21 protein-coding genes and 1 pseudogene are annotated in these 19269 nt (G+C 68.7%); 18 read left to right on the forward strand and 4 right to left on the reverse strand.

Annotated features, from left to right (window positions below):
• The first annotated feature begins 36 nt into the window (after nt 1-36).
• A complete protein-coding gene (locus tag AC1RTC_RS08860) occupies nt 37-1452 on the forward strand; it encodes a CCA tRNA nucleotidyltransferase (protein ID WP_493155153.1) in 1416 nt (471 codons plus the stop codon).
• Between the two features lie 8 nt (nt 1453-1460).
• On the opposite strand, the gene AC1RTC_RS08865 is transcribed toward AC1RTC_RS08860, so the two are convergent.
• Complete coding sequence (locus AC1RTC_RS08865; protein WP_493155154.1) at nt 1461-2534, reverse strand: inositol-3-phosphate synthase; 1074 nt, start codon at nt 2532-2534, stop codon at nt 1461-1463.
• Between the two features lie 150 nt (nt 2535-2684).
• On the opposite strand from AC1RTC_RS08865, the pseudogene rpsF reads away from it, so the two are divergent.
• From rpsF to AC1RTC_RS08900, 7 genes and pseudogenes are all read left to right on the forward strand, one after another.
• Nucleotides 2685-3035 (forward strand): annotated as a pseudogene (gene rpsF / locus AC1RTC_RS08870) (30S ribosomal protein S6); the annotation flags it as partial.
• 117 nt (nt 3036-3152) lie between these two features.
• Complete coding sequence (locus AC1RTC_RS08875) at nt 3153-3674, forward strand: single-stranded DNA-binding protein (RefSeq protein ID WP_493155155.1); 522 nt, start codon at nt 3153-3155, stop codon at nt 3672-3674.
• Between the two features lie 33 nt (nt 3675-3707).
• On the forward strand, nt 3708-3971 hold the full coding sequence (rpsR, locus tag AC1RTC_RS08880) for a 30S ribosomal protein S18 (RefSeq protein WP_097061567.1): 264 nt from the start codon (nt 3708-3710) through the stop codon (nt 3969-3971).
• Nucleotides 3972-3983: 12 nt separating this feature from the next.
• Nucleotides 3984-4436, forward strand: coding sequence for a 50S ribosomal protein L9 (gene rplI, locus AC1RTC_RS08885; RefSeq protein ID WP_493155156.1), 453 nt, complete (start codon nt 3984-3986; stop codon nt 4434-4436).
• Nucleotides 4437-4876: 440 nt separating this feature from the next.
• Nucleotides 4877-6265 (forward strand): replicative DNA helicase, encoded by a 1389-nt coding sequence (gene dnaB, locus AC1RTC_RS08890; RefSeq protein ID WP_493155157.1) that lies wholly within the window; start codon nt 4877-4879, stop codon nt 6263-6265.
• Between the two features lie 9 nt (nt 6266-6274).
• The gene (locus tag AC1RTC_RS08895) at nt 6275-6877 is read left to right on the forward strand and encodes a DUF308 domain-containing protein (protein ID WP_493155158.1); all 603 of its coding nucleotides are present in this window, start codon (nt 6275-6277) and stop codon (nt 6875-6877) included.
• Nucleotides 6877-7137, forward strand: a complete 261-nt coding sequence (locus tag AC1RTC_RS08900) for a hypothetical protein (protein ID WP_493155159.1) — start codon at nt 6877-6879, stop codon at nt 7135-7137. Before AC1RTC_RS08895 ends, AC1RTC_RS08900 begins: the two co-directional genes overlap by 1 nt.
• A 144-nt stretch (nt 7138-7281) precedes the next feature.
• On the opposite strand, the gene purB is transcribed toward AC1RTC_RS08900, so the two are convergent.
• Nucleotides 7282-8667, reverse strand: a complete 1386-nt coding sequence (gene purB / locus AC1RTC_RS08905; RefSeq protein WP_493155160.1) for an adenylosuccinate lyase — start codon at nt 8665-8667, stop codon at nt 7282-7284.
• Nucleotides 8664-9188 (reverse strand): low molecular weight protein-tyrosine-phosphatase, encoded by a 525-nt coding sequence (locus AC1RTC_RS08910; RefSeq protein ID WP_493155161.1) that lies wholly within the window; start codon nt 9186-9188, stop codon nt 8664-8666. The genes purB and AC1RTC_RS08910 overlap by 4 nt, the downstream gene beginning before the upstream one ends.
• Nucleotides 9189-9300: 112 nt before the next feature.
• On the opposite strand from AC1RTC_RS08910, the gene AC1RTC_RS08915 reads away from it, so the two are divergent.
• Nucleotides 9301-9558: a hypothetical protein gene (locus tag AC1RTC_RS08915; RefSeq protein WP_493155162.1), complete on the forward strand. Its 258-nt coding sequence runs from the start codon at nt 9301-9303 to the stop codon at nt 9556-9558.
• Nucleotides 9551-10969 carry a hypothetical protein gene (locus AC1RTC_RS08920; protein ID WP_493155163.1) on the forward strand — a complete coding sequence of 473 codons (1419 nt, stop codon included), beginning with the start codon at nt 9551-9553 and terminating at the stop codon, nt 10967-10969. The genes AC1RTC_RS08915 and AC1RTC_RS08920 overlap by 8 nt, the downstream gene beginning before the upstream one ends.
• Here the strand turns inward: AC1RTC_RS08920 and AC1RTC_RS08925 are convergent.
• Entirely contained in the window at nt 10966-11370 is a 405-nt protein-coding gene (locus AC1RTC_RS08925; protein WP_493155164.1) for a phage holin family protein, read from the reverse strand. The genes AC1RTC_RS08920 and AC1RTC_RS08925 overlap by 4 nt on opposite strands.
• Before the next feature lie 71 nt (nt 11371-11441).
• On the opposite strand from AC1RTC_RS08925, the gene AC1RTC_RS08930 reads away from it, so the two are divergent.
• From AC1RTC_RS08930 to AC1RTC_RS08965, 8 genes are all read left to right on the forward strand, one after another.
• The gene (locus tag AC1RTC_RS08930) at nt 11442-12533 is read left to right on the forward strand and encodes a histidinol-phosphate transaminase (protein WP_493155165.1); all 1092 of its coding nucleotides are present in this window, start codon (nt 11442-11444) and stop codon (nt 12531-12533) included.
• Between the two features lie 4 nt (nt 12534-12537).
• Entirely contained in the window at nt 12538-13656 is a 1119-nt protein-coding gene (locus AC1RTC_RS08935; RefSeq protein WP_493155166.1) for a thiamine pyrophosphate-dependent dehydrogenase E1 component subunit alpha, read from the forward strand.
• Nucleotides 13653-14633 (forward strand): alpha-ketoacid dehydrogenase subunit beta, encoded by a 981-nt coding sequence (locus AC1RTC_RS08940; protein ID WP_493155167.1) that lies wholly within the window; start codon nt 13653-13655, stop codon nt 14631-14633. Before AC1RTC_RS08935 ends, AC1RTC_RS08940 begins: the two co-directional genes overlap by 4 nt.
• 9 nt (nt 14634-14642) lie before the next feature.
• Nucleotides 14643-15962 carry a dihydrolipoamide acetyltransferase family protein gene (locus tag AC1RTC_RS08945; protein ID WP_493155168.1) on the forward strand — a complete coding sequence of 440 codons (1320 nt, stop codon included), beginning with the start codon at nt 14643-14645 and terminating at the stop codon, nt 15960-15962.
• Between the two features lie 309 nt (nt 15963-16271).
• Complete coding sequence (locus AC1RTC_RS08950) at nt 16272-17132, forward strand: metal ABC transporter substrate-binding protein (protein WP_493155169.1); 861 nt, start codon at nt 16272-16274, stop codon at nt 17130-17132.
• Nucleotides 17132-17932 carry a metal ABC transporter ATP-binding protein gene (locus AC1RTC_RS08955; protein ID WP_493155243.1) on the forward strand — a complete coding sequence of 267 codons (801 nt, stop codon included), beginning with the start codon at nt 17132-17134 and terminating at the stop codon, nt 17930-17932. Before AC1RTC_RS08950 ends, AC1RTC_RS08955 begins: the two co-directional genes overlap by 1 nt.
• Entirely contained in the window at nt 17929-18807 is an 879-nt protein-coding gene (locus tag AC1RTC_RS08960; RefSeq protein WP_493155170.1) for a metal ABC transporter permease, read from the forward strand. Before AC1RTC_RS08955 ends, AC1RTC_RS08960 begins: the two co-directional genes overlap by 4 nt.
• Entirely contained in the window at nt 18804-19187 is a 384-nt protein-coding gene (locus AC1RTC_RS08965; protein ID WP_493155171.1) for a Fur family transcriptional regulator, read from the forward strand. The genes AC1RTC_RS08960 and AC1RTC_RS08965 overlap by 4 nt, the downstream gene beginning before the upstream one ends.
• The last annotated feature ends 82 nt before the right edge of the window (nt 19188-19269 follow it).

The raw sequence follows: 19269 nt of genomic DNA on the forward strand, positions 1-19269 counted from the left end.
GGCGCTGAGAGCCTCGTGAGATGCAAAGCTAGACGAATGAGCGTCGCCGGGGCCATCGCCCGACTCGAGCAGCTGGCCGGGTCCGCGCCGGTGGCGAAGCTGTCGGCCGCCTTCGCGACCGCGGGCTACGAACTCGCCCTGGTCGGCGGCCCGGTGCGCGACGCGTTCCTCGACCGCGCGGTGTCGGACCTGGACTTCGCGACGAACGCCGACCCCGACCAGATCCTCGCCGTGGTCACTCCGATCTCCGAGGCGCAGTGGGATGTCGGGCGCGACTTCGGCACCATCGCCGCGCGCATCGGCGGCCACACCGTCGAGATCACCACCTACCGCGCCGACTCCTACGACGGCGCTACCCGCAAGCCCGTCGTCGCGTTCGGCGACACCCTCGAGGGCGACCTGGTGCGCCGCGACTTCACCGTGAACGCCATGGCGCTGCGGCTGCCCGAGCGCGTGCTCGTCGACCCGTGGGGAGGCCTCGAGCACCTGCTCGAGCGGAGGCTCACCACACCGGGCCCGCCCGAGGTGTCGTTCGGGGACGACCCGCTCCGGATGCTGCGCGCGGCCCGGTTCACGTCGCAGCTCGAGTTCACCGTGGACGAGGCGACGGTGCGCGCGATGCACGACCTCGCCCCGCGGCTCGAGATCGTGAGCGTGGAGCGCATCGCCGACGAGCTGCGCAAGCTGCTGCTCACGAAGGACCCGGTGCCGGGCATCCGGCTGCTCGTCGACACCGGCATCGCGCAGCTCGTGCTGCCCGAGGTGCCGGCACTCCGGCTCGAGATCGACGAGCACGCGCACCACAAGGACGTCTACGAGCACAGCCTCACCGTGCTGCAGCAGGCCATCGAGCTCGAGCGCAGCCCGGAGCCCGACCTCGTGCTGCGCATCGCCGCCCTGCTGCACGACATCGGCAAGCCCGCCACTCGAAAGATCGAGGCCGGCGGAGTCGTGACCTTCCACCACCACGACCTCGTGGGGTCGAAGCTCGCGGCCAAGCGCCTGCGCGCGCTCAAGTTCGACAACGACACGATCGCGGCCGTGGCCCGGCTCATCGAGCTCCACCTGCGCTTCTTCGGCTACACCGACGGCGCCTGGACCGACTCTGCAGTGCGGCGCTACGTGCGCGACGCCGGCCCGCTGCTCGAGCGGCTGCACGTCCTCACCCGTGCCGACGTCACGACGCGCAACCGCAGGAAGGCCGACCGGCTGTCGTTCGCCTACGACGACCTCGAGGAGCGCATCGCCGCGATCGCCGAGGCCGAGGGCATCGCCGCGGTCCGGCCCGACCTCGACGGCGAGCAGATCATGGCGATCCTGGGGCTGAAGCCCGGCCGCGAGGTCGGCGAGGCCTACCGGTTCCTGCTCGACCTCCGGCTGGACGAAGGTCCGCTCGGCGCCGAGGAGGCGGAGGCGCGGCTGCGCGCCTGGTGGGCGGGCCGCTCGTCGTGAGGCGCGCCTCAGCGCGCGTTCGCGCTGATCCACTCCTCGAGCTGCTGGCGCGCGACGGGGTCGGGCAACTGCTGCGGCGGTGACTTCATAAGGTACGCGCTCGCCGCGACGAGCGGGCCGCCGAGCCCGGCGTCCAGCGCGACCTTCGCGGCCCGAACCGCGTCGATCACCACGCCCGCGGAGTTCGGCGAGTCCCACACCTCGAGCTTGTACTCGAGGCTCGTCGGGGCGTTGCCGAAGCCGTGCCCCTCGAGGCGCACGAACGCGAGCTTCTTGTCGTCGAGCCACGGGATGTGGTCGCTCGGCCCGATGTGCACGTCGCGAGCGTTGATCTCGGCGTCGATGTTGCTCGTGACAGCCTGCGTCTTGGAGACCTTCTTCGACTGCAGCCGCGAGCGCTCGAGCATGTTCCTGAAGTCCATGTTGCCGCCGACGTTGAGCTGGTACGTGCGGTCGAGCACGAGGCCGCGCTCCTCGAACAGGCGGGCGAGGACTCGGTGCGTGATCGTGGCGCCCAGCTGGCTCTTGATGTCGTCGCCGACGATCGGGATGCCCGCGCTCGTGAATTTGGCGGCCCACTCCGGGTCGCTGGCGATGAACACGGGAAGTGCGTTCACGAACGCGACGCCCGCGTCGAGGGCGGCCTGGGCGTAGTGCTTCGCGGCCTGCTCGGACCCCACGGGCACGTAGCACACGAGCACGTCCGCGCCGCTGTCGCGCAGCGCCTGCGCCACGTCGACGGCCGGGGCATCCGACTCGTCCACAACCTCGCGGTAGTACTCGCCGAGCCCGTCGAGCGTGGGCCCGCGCTGCACGGTCACACCGGTCGGCGCGACCTCGGCGAAGCGGTACGTGCTGTTCTGGCTCGCCCAGATCGCCTCGGCGAGATCAACGCCCACCTTCAGCGCGTCCACGTCGAAGGCCGCGACGAACTCGAGGTCGCCGACGGCGTAGCTGCCGAACCGGTTGTGCATGAGGCCCGGGATGCTCGCGCCCTCCTCCGCGCCGGCATAGAAGGCCACGCCCTGCACGAGCGAGTTAGCGCAGTTGCCGACCCCGGCGATGGCGACCTTCACGGCCATGGATGGTGCTCCTCGAGAGAAATGCGTACACTGGGCAGGTTGTCCGGCTTCACCTGAAGCGGCGACAACCGTCAACACCCTCCTGCTGCAGATCGTCTGCAGCCGTTCTAGTCCGAAGGAGGTGGGTTTGTGACGCACCAGTACGAACTCATGGTGATCCTCGATCCAGAGATCGATGAGCGCACCGTGGCACCCAGCCTAGACAAGTTCCTCAATGTCATCCGCAATGACGGTGGCAGCATCGACAACGTCGATGTGTGGGGCCGTCGTCGTCTGGCCTACGAGATCAACAAGAAGACCGAGGGCATCTACGCCGTCGTCAACTTCACGGCGAACTCGTCCGCAACCGTCGAGCTCGACCGCCAGCTGAAGCTCAGCGAGGCCGTCATGCGCACGAAGGTGCTCCGCGCCGAGCAGGGCTTCGCCCAGGTCGCCGCCGCCAAGCAGCTCGCCGACGAGAAGGCCGCCCGCAAGGCAGCCAACCCGAAGGCCGCCGCCGCAGCTCCGGCCGCCGCTGTTGCCGCTGCTGCGCCTGCTGCCGACGCCGCCGAGGAGCCGGCCTCCAAGCCTGCTGCAGCCAAGCCGGCCGCCAAGGCCGACAAGGACGCGGAGTAGGCCATGGCCGGCGAGACCGTCATCACCGTCGTGGGAAACCTCACGAGTGACCCCGAGCTGCGCTACACGCAGAACGGGCTCGCGGTAGCCAACTTCACCATCGCCTCCACGCCGCGCAACTTCGACCGCGCGAGCAACGACTGGAAAGACGGTGAGGCACTGTTCCTGCGCGCAAGCGTGTGGCGCGAGTTCGCCGAGCACGTCGCCGGTTCGCTCACGAAGGGCTCGCGGGTTATCGCGACCGGTCGGCTGAAGCAGCGCTCCTACGAGACGAAGGAAGGCGAGAAGCGAACGAGCATCGAGCTCGAGGTCGACGAGATCGGCCCTTCGCTGCGCTACGCGACTGCACAGGTCACCCGTGCTGCCTCGTCCCGCGACTCCTCGGGCGGCGGCGCACCTCGCGGCGGCCAGGTCGGTGCCGGTTCAGGCGCTGAAGAGCCGTGGGCGGCATCCGCTCCCGACAACGCCGGCGGCGATGTCTGGAACACGCCCGGCAGCAACTACTCGGACGAGACGCCGTTCTAAACGGCCGTCCCACTACTTAAGGAATAACAACTCATGGCAGGAAAGAGCAGCGGCGATCGCCGCAAGCCCATCCGCAAGGGCAAGGACGGCAAGAACGCCGCCCCGGCCAAGGCGATCCGCGTGGGCGTCATCGACTACAAGGATGTCGCGACGCTTCGCAAGTTCATCTCGGAGCGCGGAAAGATCCGCGCCCGTCGTATCACCGGTGTCTCCGTGCAGGAGCAGCGCCTCATCGCCACGGCCGTCAAGAACGCCCGTGAGATGGCACTGCTGCCCTACGCCGGCTCGGGCCGTTAAGGAGTATCGACAATGTCAAAGCTGATCCTCACGCACGAGGTCACCGGTCTCGGTGCCCCCGGCGACGTCGTCGACGTCAAGAACGGTTTCGCTCGCAACTACCTCATCCCCCAGGGCTTCGCCGTGGCGTGGACGCGCGGTGGCGAGAAGCAGATCGAGTCCATCAAGGCAGCGCGCACCGCTCGCGAGCACGCCACCCTCGAAGAGGCACAGGACCTGAAGGCGCGCCTTCAGGCCACGACCGTCAAGCTCACCGTCAAGGCGGGCGAGGGCGGTCGCCTGTTCGGGTCGGTCAAGACGTCGGACGTGGCGGACGCCGTCGCTGCCGCCGGTCTTGGCGCGGTCGACAAGCGCAAGATCGAGATCACCTCGCCCATCAAGGCGACCGGTGAGCACGAGGCCACCGTGCGCCTGCGCGACGACCTCGTCGCCACGATCACTCTCCAGGTGGTTGCAGCGAAGTAGTAGTACCCCCCTTATTGGGGCAGACAACGGCGGGGAGAAATCCCCGCCGTTGTTGCTTTTAAGGCCGGTTACCCCCACCTTTGTGCACAGGAGCCGGTATATGGGCACAACCCTCAACCCTCACTTCAAACATGTTTCTGCACACACGGGTGTATAACTAAAAAAGCAGGTCAAACGTGCTTTTGCAATCAAAACAACCTTCAAGTGCACAGATGATTCCACAGGTTGCTCACACGAGCCCCGGCGTTTCTCTCTGTTTCCCCACAGGGTCATCCACAGGCGTTGTTGTGAGCTGAACCCGGCCCTCCCTATCGTGGGGCAGTCCCGGTCGACAGAGGCGGGCTGTGCCACTGATGTGGGCCCGGTGTGTCGGCGGCCGGGCCTACAAATGGGCCGTACCGTCAACTGAGGCGTACCGTCGTCCACGGGGAAGGGAACGAATGTCCATCGCGCATCTGGGGCTCGCTGGCGACCAGCGGCAGTCAGGCGAGGGCAGGCCGGACTCCCGCGGCGATCGTGTACCCCCGCACGACCTCCTCGCCGAGCAGAGCGCCATCGGCGGCATGCTCCTGAGCAAGGATGCGGTTGCCGACGTCATCGAGACCGTGCGCGGTGTCGACTTCTACATCCCGAAGCACGAGACGATCTTCGACGCGGTGATGACGCTGTACTCCCACGGGGAGCCCACCGACGTCATCGCGGTCACCGACGAGCTCACCAAGACCGGCGAGCTCACCCGCGCCGGCGGCGCCGAGTACCTGCACACCCTCACCGCCCTGGTCCCGACAGCGGCCAACGCCGGCTTCTACTCGACCATCGTCGCGGAGAAGGCGGTCCTGCGCCGTCTCGTCGAGGCCGGCACCCGCATCGTCCAGATGGGCTACGCGAGCGAGGGCGAGGTCGTCGACCTCGTGAACAACGCGCAGGCCGAGATCTACGCTGTCACGGGCGGCGTCGAGAGCGAGGACTACGTCCCCCTCACCGAGGCCGTCACCACGGCCATTGACGAGATCGAGGCCGCCCGCGGCCGCGACGGCCAGATGGTCGGCGTCCCCACCGGCTTCGCGGAGCTCGACGAGCTCACCAACGGCCTCCACCCCGGCCAGCTCATCATCATCGCCGCACGCCCCGCCATCGGTAAGTCGACACTCGGCCTCGACATTGCGCGCGCGGCCGCGATCAAGCACGACCTGCCGACCATCGTGTTCTCCCTCGAGATGGGCCGCAGCGAGATCGCGATGCGCCTCCTGTCGGCCGAGGCATCCGTGCCCCTGCAGCACATGCGCAAGGGCACCGTGCACGCCAACGACTGGACGACGATCGCCCAGACCCGCGGCCGCATCAACGATGCGCCCCTCTACATCGACGACAGCCCCAACATGACCCTCGTCGAGATCCGCGCCAAGTGCCGCCGGCTCAAGCAGAAGGTCGGCCTGAAAATGGTGATCATCGACTACCTGCAGCTCATGACGAGCGGCAAGAAGGTCGAGTCGCGCCAGCAGGAGGTCAGCGAGTTCTCGCGGGCGCTCAAGCTTCTCGCCAAGGAGCTTCAGGTTCCGGTCATCGCGATCTCCCAGCTGAACCGTGGTCCCGAGCAGCGCGCGGACAAGAAGCCCGCCCTTTCCGACCTCCGTGAGTCCGGTTCTATCGAGCAGGACGCCGACATGGTGATCCTCCTGCACCGCGAGAGTGCCTACGAGGCCGACAACGCCCGGGCCGGCGAGGCCGACCTGATCGTCGCCAAGCACCGCAACGGACCGACCCGCACGGTGACCGTCGGGTTCCACGGCCACTTCTCGCGGTTCGTCGACCTCCCGCCCGGCTCGTAGACTGATCCGGTGGAAGCCGCAACGCCCTGGTACGTCCCTCTCGCGCGAGCGGTCCCCGCTCTCGTGCTCGCGGCGGTCATCACCTTCTCGTCCGACCACTCGGCGCCGCTCGGCCTCGTGACCTTCGGCATCTACGCCGTGGTCGTCGGTGCCGTGCTCACGGCCTCCGCCCTCCGCCTCGGCGCGAAGGGCGTTGTGCGTTCGGTCACCTTCGCGCAGGGCATCCTCTCGGTCGTCGCCGGCATTGTCTCGCTCGCCATCCCGGGCGCCGGGCTCCCGTTCTTCGTCTTCCTGCTGACGGCCTTCGCCGCGATCACCGGATTCCTCGAGCTCTACCTGGGGCTGCGGAGCCGGGGCCGGAGCAGCTCGTCCCGCGACTGGGTGTTCGTCGGCGCTCTCACCGCCCTGCTCGCGATCGTCGTGCTGCTCGTCCCGCCGGGCTTCGCACAGTCGTTCACCGGTCCCGATAACGTGCAGCGCGTGCTGACCGCCTCCGTCATCGTGGTCGGCGCGCTCGGCGCCTACTGGGCGATCCTCGGCGTCTACCTCGTGATCGCCGGCCTCTCGCTGCGCTGGGCGACTGCGTCATCACTCACCAGGAGCGAGGCCTGATGGCCGCCCCCAGCCGCCGCGACCGCACCCGCCCCGCCGAGCTCCTCGGCCTGTCGGCGGTCTTCGCGGTGTTCGTCGGCCTCGTCGTGCTGATGTCGACCCGCGAGCTCGTGCTTGCGCTCATCTTCCTGGGGCTCGCATTCATTGTCTCGCTCGTGGGCCTCGCGATGCTGTCGCTCGCCGTACGGCCCGACAAGGACGAGAAGCTCGACCTGCTCTCTCAAGACGCCGATGAGCAGGATCGCGGCAAGGGGCACTAGCTGCTGCGGTGGGGTTATCCCTCGTGGCCCGGCTCGAACGGGACTGCCTCCCTCGCCGGCGAGAACTTTCTCGCGGCCGGGCCGTGGGGGCGCACGGCTTCGGCTAGGGCACGCCGGCAGTCACACTAGCACCGGCCGCGCTGCCTATGCGTCGAGGTAGTCCACGAGCCGTGACGCGAGCCCGGCGTAGCCCGCGGGTGTCATGACCCGCAGCCGGTCCTTGGCGTCCTGGCCGATGTCGAGGCCGTCGATGAACGCGACCAGGTCGGCCTGCCCGATGCGCTTGCCGCGGGTGAGCTCCTTGAGCACCGCGTAGGGGTCGGCGATCGAGCTGCGCCCGGCCGTTACCTCGGCGCGGATGACGGTCTGGATGGCCTCGCCGAGCACCTCCCAGTTGGAGTCGAGGTCGGCGGCGAGCCGGTCGAGGTCGAGGTCGATCTCCTTCAGCCCGCGCACGACGTTCTCAAAGGCGAGCACCGAGTGGCCGAACGCGACTCCGATGTTGCGCTGCGTCGTCGAGTCGGTGAGGTCGCGCTGCAGCCGCGAGGTGACGAGGGTCTGTGCGAGCGACTCGAGCAGGGCGCTCGAGAGCTCGAGGTTGGCCTCCGCGTTCTCGAAGCGGATCGGGTTGATCTTGTGAGGCATGGTCGACGAGCCGGTGGCGCCCGCCTGCGGGATCTGCCGGAAGTAACCGGACGAGATGTACGACCAGATATCGGTGCACAGGTTGTGCAGGATGCGGCACGCGTGGCTCATTGACTGGTACAGGTCCACCTGCCAGTCGTGCGACTCGATCTGGGTGGTGAGCGGGTTCCACTCGAGGCCGAGGCTCGTGACGAACTCGCGGGAGATCGTCGGCCAGTCCTGCGCCGGGTCGGCGGCGAGGTGCGCGGAGTACGTGCCGGTCGCGCCGTTGAACTTGCCCAGCACGTCGACGGACTCGATCCGGGCCGCGACGCGCTCGAGGCGGTGGACGAAGACGGCGAACTCCTTGCCCATGGTGGTGGGGGTCGCGGGCTGGCCGTGCGTGCGCGCGAGCATGGCGGCATCCCGGTGCTCAATGGCCAGGGCGCGCAGGGCATCGATCACCGAGCGGAACTTCGGCATCCAGACCTCGCGAAGTGCCGCGCTGATGGTGATCGCGTACGAGAGGTTGTTGATGTCCTCGCTCGTCGCCGCGAAGTGGGTGAGCTCGGCGATGCCCGTGAGGCCGAGCTCGGCCAGCTTCGCGCGCACGAGGTACTCGACGGCCTTCACGTCGTGGCGGGTCGTCGCCTCCAGCCGGGCCAGCTCGTCGATCTCGGGCTGGCCGAAGCCGGCGGCGAACTCGCGCAGCAGGCGCGCCTGCTCGTGGTCGAGCCGGGTCGAGCCGAACAGCTCGTGGTCGGTGAGGTACAGCAGCCACTCGACCTCCACGCGGACGCGCGCGCGGTTGAGGCCGGCCTCCGAGAGGTGGTCGCCGAGCGCTGTGACGAGCGGTCTGTAGCGCCCGTCGAGCGGGCTGAGTGGCTGTTCGGGCAGTGGGCTCATGAGACTCCCTGTCGGATTCCCGGCGTGATCTGCCGGAAGAGTGCTGCGCACGCGCGCTCGATCATGGTGAGTACCTGGTCGAACATCGCGGCATCGGAATAGTACGGGTCGGGCACGTCGCTCAGCGGAGCCTGCTCGCTGTCGAACGAGAGCAGCAGCTGGACCTTGGAGCGATCCTGCTCGGTGGTGGCCCACGTGCTGAGGATGCGCTCCTGGCTGCGGTCGAACACCACGACGAGGTCGAGGTTGCCGAACCACTCGGGGTCGAACTGGCGCCCGCGGTGGCCCGAGCCGTTGTAGCCGCGGGAGCTGAGCGCCGCCAGGGTGCGCTCGTCGGAGGGCTCGCCCACGTGCCAGTCGCCGGTGCCGGCGGAGAGCACCGCGACACTGCCTTCGAGGCCCGCCTTCTTCACCAGGCTTTTGAAGACGGTCTCGGCCATCGGCGACCTGCAGATGTTGCCCGTGCAGACGAAGCAGATCCTGAAGAGCGCAGACTCGTCGAAGGTGCGCTCGAAGCTCATTGCATCATTGTCCCGCAGTTTCCCCTCCTCACCACGACCGGATCTGGCGAACTCTCCCCAACCCGGGCCTTCGGCCGTCACGTGGTCCGGGGTCTCGGCCACTCTCGTGAGCATGATCGCTCCGGATGCCACGGCAGCAGCCGCCCTAGAAGCCCAGCTCCGCCAGCTCTACGCCATCCTCGAACGCCTCTCGTCGGTGCGGAGCGAGCTCGTGCCCGCGAAGGCCACGTTCTGGAAGGGCGAGGCACGGCGCATCTACGACCGGGCGGTCGCCGACCTCGACCGCGACATCTCCTCCGCCCTCGAGGTGCTGCACTTCGCCCAGCAGAACACGATCATCGCCCTCGCTCACCTGGCCGGCCGTGCCTGACGACCTGGATATCGTCGGCGGCACCTCCTCCGTCTCCACGGAGGATCTCGCCGTCGCCTCCGCCCAGCTGGGCCGACTCAGTCGGGAGACTCGAGCGATGTGCACCGCGCTCGGGCAGATCCCCTCCGAGCCGACGCCGGGGATCTACAACACCGGTCAGGCCCGGCTGGATATCGACCACGCGCAACGCGTGCTCGACACCGTCTCCCAACGGGCCTGGATGTTGGAGGGGATCATCCGAGTGGTGGCACAGGGCTACATCGTGTCGGAGCGGCTCGTCGAGAGGGAGATGCGCGAACTGCAGTCCGGTGCTGCGCAGTGGCTCGGCTCGCAGGTGAACCTGCTCCCGATCATCGCCGGCCCGCTCGGGGGCATGGTGCTCGCGGTGAGCCAGAGTCTCAGGGTGACGAAGGGCCTGGACCCCGTCCTCGGCAAGATCTTCGCGGAGACGGGCATCCCGAAGGCGAGTCCCTTCGCCCGCGAGAACAACCACCTCTGGAACAACGCGGGTGCCGTCGCCGCGATGCGGAGGGGTACGCACCTCTGGGGGTCGTTCGCGATGGGCGCGTGCGGCGTGCCCGTCGGGTTCCCCGTTCCCGAGCGGAGGCAGTACCTCTTCGGCGCCACGGCACTGCTCGGCGCCGGGCGGGGCATCGGCCTCCTGAACGAGACGCCGGTGAGGCTCGTCGAGATCCAGCAGCTGCCGCTCGGCGCGGCACCGCACGACTACCACGGCCGGCTGGAGCGTGTTCCGCACGACGAGCCGGGGGAGCCCGGGCCGCAGGTGATGATCGAGAGGTACTCCGTGCCGGGCGAGCCCGACCGGTTCTCCGTGTACGTCGGCGGCACCGTCACGTTCAACCCGGGAACGACGACGGAGCCGTGGGACATGACGAGCAACATGGTCAACGCGGTGGGAGAGGAGAGCGGGTCGGCCGCTTCGGTCCGTGCCGCGATGAAGGCCGCCGGCGTCGACGAGAACAGCCCTGTGCAGTTCACCGGGTTCTCGCAGGGCGGCGGCACCGTCGCGGCTGTGGTGGCGTCCGAGAACTACAACACCCAGGGCGTCGTCACCTTCGGCGGGCCCACCGGCCAGGTCGATCTGCCGGACGGAATACCGACGGTGCTCGTCGAGCACTCGGACGACCCGGTGCCCGCCCTGGGCGGGGAGCAGGACAACGGCCACGCCGTGCTCGTGCGCCGCGACGTGTTCGGCGGCGAGAACATCGACAAGACCTGGGCGGTGCCGTCGCACCACATCGAGTACTACCTCAGGACGGCCCAGCTCATGGACGAGTCGCGCTCGCCGCAGCTGGACGCGACGATGCGCAAGCTCGACTCATTCACGGCGGGCGCGACCCTGGAATCCAGTACGTCGTACCGCTTCGAGCGCGTGACCGGAAAGGACTAGCGGGACTTGGGCTTGCCGATGATCGGGCGGAGCAGGATGCCGATGAGCCAGCTGATGATGCCGAGCACGAGGGCGCCGAGCACGCCCCACCAGAAGGTCTCGATGGTGAGACCGAAGCCGATGAGGCCCGAGATCCAGCTCACGATGAGCAGCAGCAGGCCGTTCACGATGAGCGCGATGAGCCCCAGCGTGAGGATGTACAGCGGGAAGGCGACGATCCTGATCAGGTTGCCGATGATGCCGTTGACCACGCCGAAGATCACGGCGAGGAGCAGGTAGGTGAGGACGGTCTCGAGGGTCCCGCCCGGGGCGAACGGAAGAACCGCGACGTGAGGGCTGAGGATGAGCGTGGTGAGCCACAGGGCGACGGCGTTGATCAGCAGGCGTACGACGAGTCTCATGTGCCCAACTATGCCGTGAGGCGCAAGGGGACCGCAACGGATCGCAGCCCTCCGGTCATAGGCTTGTGGGCGTGACTGCCCCGAGAGTACGACTGCGCCCCGAGATCGAGTCGATGGTTCCGTACCGCCAGGGCCGCACCGCCGCCGAGGACGCGTTCAAGCTGTCATCGAACGAGAACCCGTACGAGCCGCTTCCCGCGGTGCTCGAGGCGATCGCGGAGAGCGCGATCAACCGGTACCCGGAGGGGTCCGCCGTGCGCTTGCGCGAGCTGCTCGGCGAGCGGTACGGGGTCTCGCCCGAGCGTCTGCAGGTCGGCGCCGGCTCGGTATCGGTGCTGGCGCAGCTCGTGACGGCGGCCGCGGCATCCGGCGACGAGGTCGTCTTCTCGTGGCGGAGCTTCGAGGCGTACCCCCTGCTCGTGGGCACCGCCGGCGCGACGCCGATCATGGTGCCGAACACCCCCGACCACCGCCACGACCTCCCTGCCATGCTCGCGGCGATCACCGACCGCACCCGTCTCGTGATCGTGTGCAGCCCCAACAACCCGACGAGCACGGTGGTGACGAACGACGAGTTCGTCGCGTTCATGGCCGAGGTGCCGCCGACGGTGCTCGTGGTGCTGGACGAGGCGTACACCGAGTTCATGACGGACCCGGATGCCGTGCGCGGCGCCGCGCTCCTCAACGACTACCCCAACCTCGTCGTGCTCCGCACCTTCTCGAAGGCGTACGGCCTCGCCGGTCTGCGCATCGGCTACGCGGTGGGCGCGGAGTACGTGATGGACGCGGCGCGGGCCGTGGCGATCCCGCTCTCCGTCACCGAGCCCGCCCAGCGCGCGGCCATCGCCTCGATCGAGCACGAGTCGGAGCTGCTGGAGCGGGTCGTGAAGCTCAACGCCGTGCGCGAGCAGATCTGGAACGGAGTGGTCGCGCAGGGCTGGGACGTGCCTCAGCCGCAGGGCAACTTCCTGTGGTTCCCGACCGGCGGCCTGACCGCCGAGGCGGCCGAGGTGTTCGCGAAGCACGGCATCGTCGCGCGGGCCCTGATCGACGGCGTGCGGGTGAGCGTCGGCGAGACCGAGTCTGTGGAGAAACTCCTAAGTGCTTCGGCGGAGGTTGTCGAGATGCGACGAACGGCCGCCCCGACGGCCACGTTAGATTAGACCAATGTCCTACACCGCCGCGACGGTACAGCTCCTCTCCACGGAGGGCACGCTCGTCACCAGCGATGCAACGGCCGAGTACCTCCCGTACATCGAGAAGCTGACCGACGACCAACTCCGCGACTTCCACCGCCAGATGGTCGTCATCCGCAAGTTCGACATCGACGCGGCGAACCTGCAGCGCCAGGGCCAGTTGGCGATGTGGATCCCGAGCCTGGGCCAGGAGGCCGCGCAGGTCGGATCCGGATACGCGGCCAAGCCGCAGGACCACATCTTCCCGTCCTACCGCGAGCACGTGATCGCGCGGATCCGCGGGGTCGACCTCATGCGGATCATCGAGATGCTCCGCGGACTCAGCCACGGTGGCTGGGACCCGAAGGAGCACAACAACTTCCACCTCTACACGCTTGTGCTCGGCTCGCAGACCCTGCACGCGACGGGCTACGCCATGGGCGTGCTCTTCGACGGCACGACCGGCACGGGCAATCCTGACACCGACGAGGCCGTGATCGTCTACTTCGGCGACGGGGCCACGAGCCAGGGCGATGCGAACGAGGCGCTCGTCTTCGCGGCGAGCTACCAGACGCCCCAGGTCTTCTTCCTGCAGAACAACCACTGGGCGATCTCGGTGCCGGTCACCCGCCAGTCGCGCACACCGCTCTATCTGCGACCGAGCGGCTTCGGCATCCCGGGCGTGCAGATCGACGGCAACGACGTGCTCGCCAGCTACGCCGTGACGACCGCGAACCTGGATGCCGCGCGCAGCGGCGGAGGCCCCCGCTTCATCGAGGCCTTGACCTACCGCATGGGCGCTCACACCACGAGCGACGACCCCACGAAGTACCGCGATATCGACGAGCTCGAGTTCTGGACCAGGGCCGACCCGATCACGCGCATGGAGAAGTTCCTGCGTGCGCGGGGCGAGGGCGACGCGTTCTTCGCGGACGTCGAGGCCGAGGCCGACGACCTCGCCGCCGACATCCGCCACCGCACCCTCGAGCTCGGTGTTCCGGATGCCTCGAAGATGTTCAGCCACGTCTACTCGGAGCCGCACCCGCTGATGGTGTCGGAGCAGGACTGGCTCGACAACTACGAGGCATCGTTCGAGGGGGGCCAGGCATGACCGTCGAGAACCTCAGCATGGCAAAGGCGCTCAACCAGGGCCTGCGGCAGGCGATGCTCGACGACCCCAAGGTGCTCCTCATGGGCGAGGACATCGGCCCGCTCGGCGGGGTCTTCCGCGTCACGGAGGGTCTGCACGCCGAGTTCGGCGACAAGCGCGTGCTCGACACGCCCCTTGCGGAGTCCGGCATCGTCGGTACCGCGATCGGCCTCGCGATGCGGGGCTACCGCCCCGTGTGCGAGATCCAGTTCGACGGATTCATCTTCCCGGCGTTCGACCAGATCACCACCCAGCTCGCGAAGCTCACGAGCCGGCACGAGGGCTCGCTGTCGATGCCGGTCGTCATCCGGGTGCCGTTCGGCGGCCACATCGGCGCGGTCGAGCACCACCAGGAGAGCCCGGAGGCCTACTTCGCGCACACCCCGGGCCTGCGCGTCGTGAGCCCCTCGAACGCGCACGACGGCTACTGGATGATCCAGGAGGCCATCAAGAGCAACGACCCGGTCATCTTCTTCGAGCCGAAGAGCCGCTACTGGCCGAAGGGCGACGTCGACACCTCCGCGAGCGGCTTCCCGCTGCACGCGACCCGTGTCGTGCGCGAGGGCACCGAGGTCACGCTCGTCGGCTACGGGCCGATGGTCGCGATGCTGCTGCAGGCGGCCGACATCGCCGCGGCCGAGGGCACCAGCGTCGAGGTCATCGACCTGCGCTCCATCTCGCCGATCGACTACGAGCCGATCATCGCGTCTGTGCAGAAGACCGGGCGCCTGGTTGTCGCGCAGGAGGCGCCCGGCTTCGTGTCGGTCGGCTCCGAGATCGCGGCGACCGTCACCGAGCGCTGCTTCTACTCGCTCGAAGCGCCCGTCCTGCGGGTGGCCGGGTTCGACACGCCCTTCCCTCCCGCCAAACTCGAAACCGTCTATCTCCCCGACGCCGACCGCATCCTCGAAGCGGTCGACCGGGCGATGGCGTACTAGGAGGCACTCGTGGCCAGCTCAGATTTCACCCTTCCCGATGTCGGGGAGGGCCTCACCGAGGCCGAGATCGTCTCGTGGAAGGTCAAGGCCGGCGACACCGTCGAGATGAACCAGGTGCTCGTCGAGATCGAGACCGCCAAGTCTCTCGTCGAGCTCCCGTCGCCGTTCGCAGGCACCGTCTCCGCCCTGCTCGTCGAGGAGGGCCAGACCGTCGAGGTGGGAACACCGATCATCACGGTCAGCTCCGACGGCGAGGTGCCCGCGAGCGCGGTCGAAGAGGTCACCGAGATCGCCGACACGGCGGCAACTGTCGCCGCTGTGGAGGAGAAGTCCGGAGCGGTGCTCGTGGGCTACGGGAGCGCCGGCCACGGCGGCTCCCGCCGGCGCGGAGCGGCCGCAGCGGCAGTCCCTGCCCCCGCGGCCCCGGCGGCCAAAGCGCGGCCCGCGAGTGTGCCGGCGGCTGCGGCATCCGCCATCATCGCGAAGCCGCCGATCCGCAAGCTCGCCAAGGACCTGGGCGTCGACCTCGCCGAGGTGAGCCCCACCGGCCTGGCCGGCGAGATCACCCGTGACGACGTCGTGCGGCAGGCGTCGCAGGCGAGCGTGTTCCGCAACATCCAGACTCCCGAGTGGGGCGACCAGCGCGAGGAGCGCATCCCGGTCAAGGGCGTGCGCAAGGCCATCGCGACCGCAATGGTGACGAGCGCGTTCACCGCACCGCACGTGAGCGTGTTCGTGGACATCGACGCGACCCGCACGATGGAGTTCGTCAAGCGCCTCAAGAACTCGACGGACTTCGCGGGCGTGCGCGTGAGCCCGCTGCTGATCATGGCGAAGGCCGTGATCTGGGCGGTGCGGCGCAACCCCACCGTCAACTCGACGTGGACGGACAAGGAGATCATCGTCCGCCACTACGTGAACCTCGGTATCGCGGCCGCGACCCCCCGCGGTCTCATCGTTCCGAACGTGAAGGACGCGCAGGAGCTCTCCCTCCTCGACCTCGCGAAGAGCCTCGAGCAGCTCACCCTCACCGCCCGCGACGGCAAGACGCAGCCCGCCGAGATGTCGGGCGGCACGATCACGATCACGAACATCGGCTCGTACGGCATGGACACCGGTACGCCGATCATCAACCCCGGCGAGGCCGCGATCGTGGCGCTCGGGTCGATCCGGCAGAAGCCGTGGGTGGTCGACGGCCAGGTGCTGCCGCGCTTCGTGACCACGGTCGGCGCGAGCTTCGACCACCGGATCGTGGACGGCGACGTCGCGAGCCGCTTCGTGGCCGACCTCGCGAGCGTGCTCGAGGAGCCCGCGCTCCTGCTCGACTAGCTGCGCCGGCCGCGGCCCGCCCGCGGGCCACCCGCGGCCCACCCGCGCTCCTCACCGCTCATGCTGACCATTCGGCGCCATGCTGCCCCCACGGCGACCGCATGGCGCCGAAAGATCAGCATGGGCATCCACGTGCTCGATGGGCCGGCGGCTCGAGTGGACCGCGTGCTCGAGTGGCCCGCGTGCTCGAGTGGCCCGCGTGCTCGCGTGGCCGGCGTGCTCGATTTGGCCCGCGCCGCCGAGCCGTGCCAGACTATTGATAACGAATCTCATTACAGTTATCCGGCTTGAGCCTTAGAAAGCTTCATCATGAACAAGCTCCTCCCCGTCCTCGCCCTCTCGACCCTCGCGCTGGCGGGCTGCTCGGCGCCCGCACAGGACGACGGGCTCGTCCACATCGTCGCCTCCACGAGCGTGTGGGGCGACATCGCCTCCCAGGTCGCGGGCGACCACGCCTCCGTCACGAGTTTCATCGACGGCGCCGGTGTCGACCCGCACAGCTTCGAGGCCTCCGCCCGCGACCAGCTCGCGATCGCCGGCGCCGACCTGATCATCGAGAACGGCGGCGGCTACGACCCGTTCATGGACTCGCTCGTCGAGGCCGCTGACGCTCAGGGCGCTCTGCTCAACGCCTTCGACGCGTCCGGCCTCCCGGGCCCGAACGAGCACGTCTGGTACTCCTTCCTCGGCACCTCGAAGGTCGTGACGGCGATCGTCGACGAGCTCAGCACGATCGACCCCGCCAACGCCGCCGACTACGCCGCCAACGGCGAGGCGCTCGCCGGCACGATCGACGGGCTCGAGACGCGGGCGAACAACCTCGCCTCCGAGGGCGATGTCGCGGTGACCGAGCCGGTTCCGGTGTACCTGCTGCAGGCCGCGGGCCTCACCAACGTCACGCCCGAGGACTTCACCGAGGCGATCGAGGAGGGCAACGACGTGCCCCCGCTCGCACTCCAGGAGACGCTCGCCCTGCTGAGCGGCAAGAAGGTGCGGCTCCTCGCCTACAACTCGCAGACCGCGAGCCCCGAGACGGAGCGGGTGCGCCAGGCCGCGGAAGACGCGGGCGTGCCCGTCGTCGAGTTCACCGAGACCCTCCCGGCTGGGGCAGACTACGTGTCGTGGATGACCGCGAACCTCGACTCCGTGGCGACGGCGCTGGGCCAGTGATCCCCGCTGCGATCCCCCCGCTGCAGATCACGGATGCTGCGCTGACCCTCGGCGGCCGCATCCTGTGGAGCGGCCTCAACCTCACGGTGAAGCCCGGCGAGTTCGTGGCGGTGCTGGGGGCCAACGGGTCCGGGAAGACCTCCCTCTTGCGCGCGATCCTCGGCCAGCTGCCGATCGACTCCGGCGAGATCCGCGTGCACGGCAGACCCGTCACCCGCGGTGACCGGTCGATCGGGTACATCCCGCAGCAGCGCATCATGCCCGCCGGCACCGCGCTGCGAGGGCGCGACCTGGTCGGCCTCGGTGTCGACGGCCACCGCTGGGGTCCGCCGTGGCCGTCGAAGGCGAAGCGCGACCGGATCGACGAGCTCGTGAGCGCGGTCGGCGCCGAAGCGTACGCGAACCTGCCCGTCGGCGTGCTGTCGGGCGGCGAGCAGCAGCGGCTGCGCGTCGGGCAGGCGCTCGCGAGCGACCCCTCGCTGCTGCTGTGCGACGAGCCGCTCTCGAGCCTCGACCTGCACCACCAGCGCGGGGTGGCCGAGCTGATCGACCGCGGCCTGCACGAGCGCGGCACGGGGGTGGTGTTCGTGACGCACGACATCAACCCGGTGCTCGATATGACGGACACCGTGCTCTACCTGGCCAACGGCCGGTTCACCTCGGGGCCGCCCGAGGAGGTCCTCACCTCCGAGGTCCTGAGCGACCTGTACGGCACGCCCGTCGAGGTCATCCGCAGCGGTGCGCGGGTGTTCGTCGCGGGCATCCCGGAATTCCCACTGCACGAGGACGCAGTCTCATGAACCACTTCGGTGCTGATGACTTCTGGGGCTCGATCTTCAACTTCAGCGATTACGGGCAGCTGCTCGGGCTGGTGGGCAACTCGATCATCGCGGGCGCCGTGCTCGGTATCGTCGGCGGGCTCATCGGGGTGTTCGTCATGCAGCGCGACATGGCGTTCGCGGTGCACGGCATCAGCGAGCTCTCGTTCGCGGGGGCTGCGGCCGCACTGCTCTTCGGTGCCAATGTGGTCGCGGGATCCCTCGTGGGATCCCTCGTGGCGGCGACGCTGATCGGCGTGCTCGGGTCACGGGCGCGGGATCGCAACTCGATCATCGGCGTGCTCATGCCGTTCGGCCTGGGTCTGGGCATCCTGTTCCTCGCCCTCTACCCGGGGCGCAGCGGAAACCGCTTCGGCCTGCTCACCGGGCAGATCCTGTCGGTGGATGTCCCGCAGCTGGGCGCTCTCATCGCCATCAGCCTCGTGGTGCTCGTCGCCCTGCTGCTGATCTGGAGGCCGCTGGTCTTCGACAGCATCGACCCCGACGTCGCGATGGCGCGCGGAGTGCCGGCGCGCACGCTGTCCATCGTGTTCATGGTGCTGCTCGGCCTGATGGTCGCGGTCTCGGTGCAGATCATCGGCGCTCTGCTGGTGCTCGCGCTGCTCGTCACCCCCGCCGCCGCGGCGCTCCGGGTGTCGTCGTCGCCGGTCGTGGTGCCGGTTCTCGCGATGCTGTTCGGCTTCGTCGCCGCGGTCGGCGGCATCCTCCTCGCGATCGGCGGGTCGCTGCCGATCAGCCCCTACGTGACGACGATCTCGTTCCTGATCTACCTGGGCTGCCGCGTCGTCGGGCGCATCAACGGCAGACGGCTGCGCAGAACGGCGGTGCCCGCGTGAAGCGCCACACCTGGCAGCGGGATGCCGTCCGCAACGCCCTCGACACGAGCGAGACGTTCGTGAGCGCGCAGGAGCTGCACGCCGCGCTGCGCGAGTCCGGGACATCCATCGGCCTCGCCACCGTGTACCGGGCGCTGGCCGACCTCGCCGAGGAGGGCGAGGCGGACTCGCTGCAGCAGGAGGGCGAGAGCCTGTACCGCGCGTGCACCCCTGGCAGCCACCACCATCACCTGATCTGCCGCAATTGCGGGCTGACGGTCGAGATCGAGGCGGACGAGGTGGAGCAGTGGGCGGCCGCGGTCGCGACGAAGCACGGCTTCAGCGACCCGCAGCACATCGTGGACGTGTTCGGGTTGTGTGCGGACTGCGCCAGAGCGTAAGATCTTCAGGTTGGCCATTTCCGGCCACGCTGTGAACCTCCCAAGCACGTCCGGGACAAAGGTTCGCCGACAAGTGATCTTG

It is taken from the genome of Rhodoglobus sp. GW821-FHT12B09, from assembly GCF_058809925.1.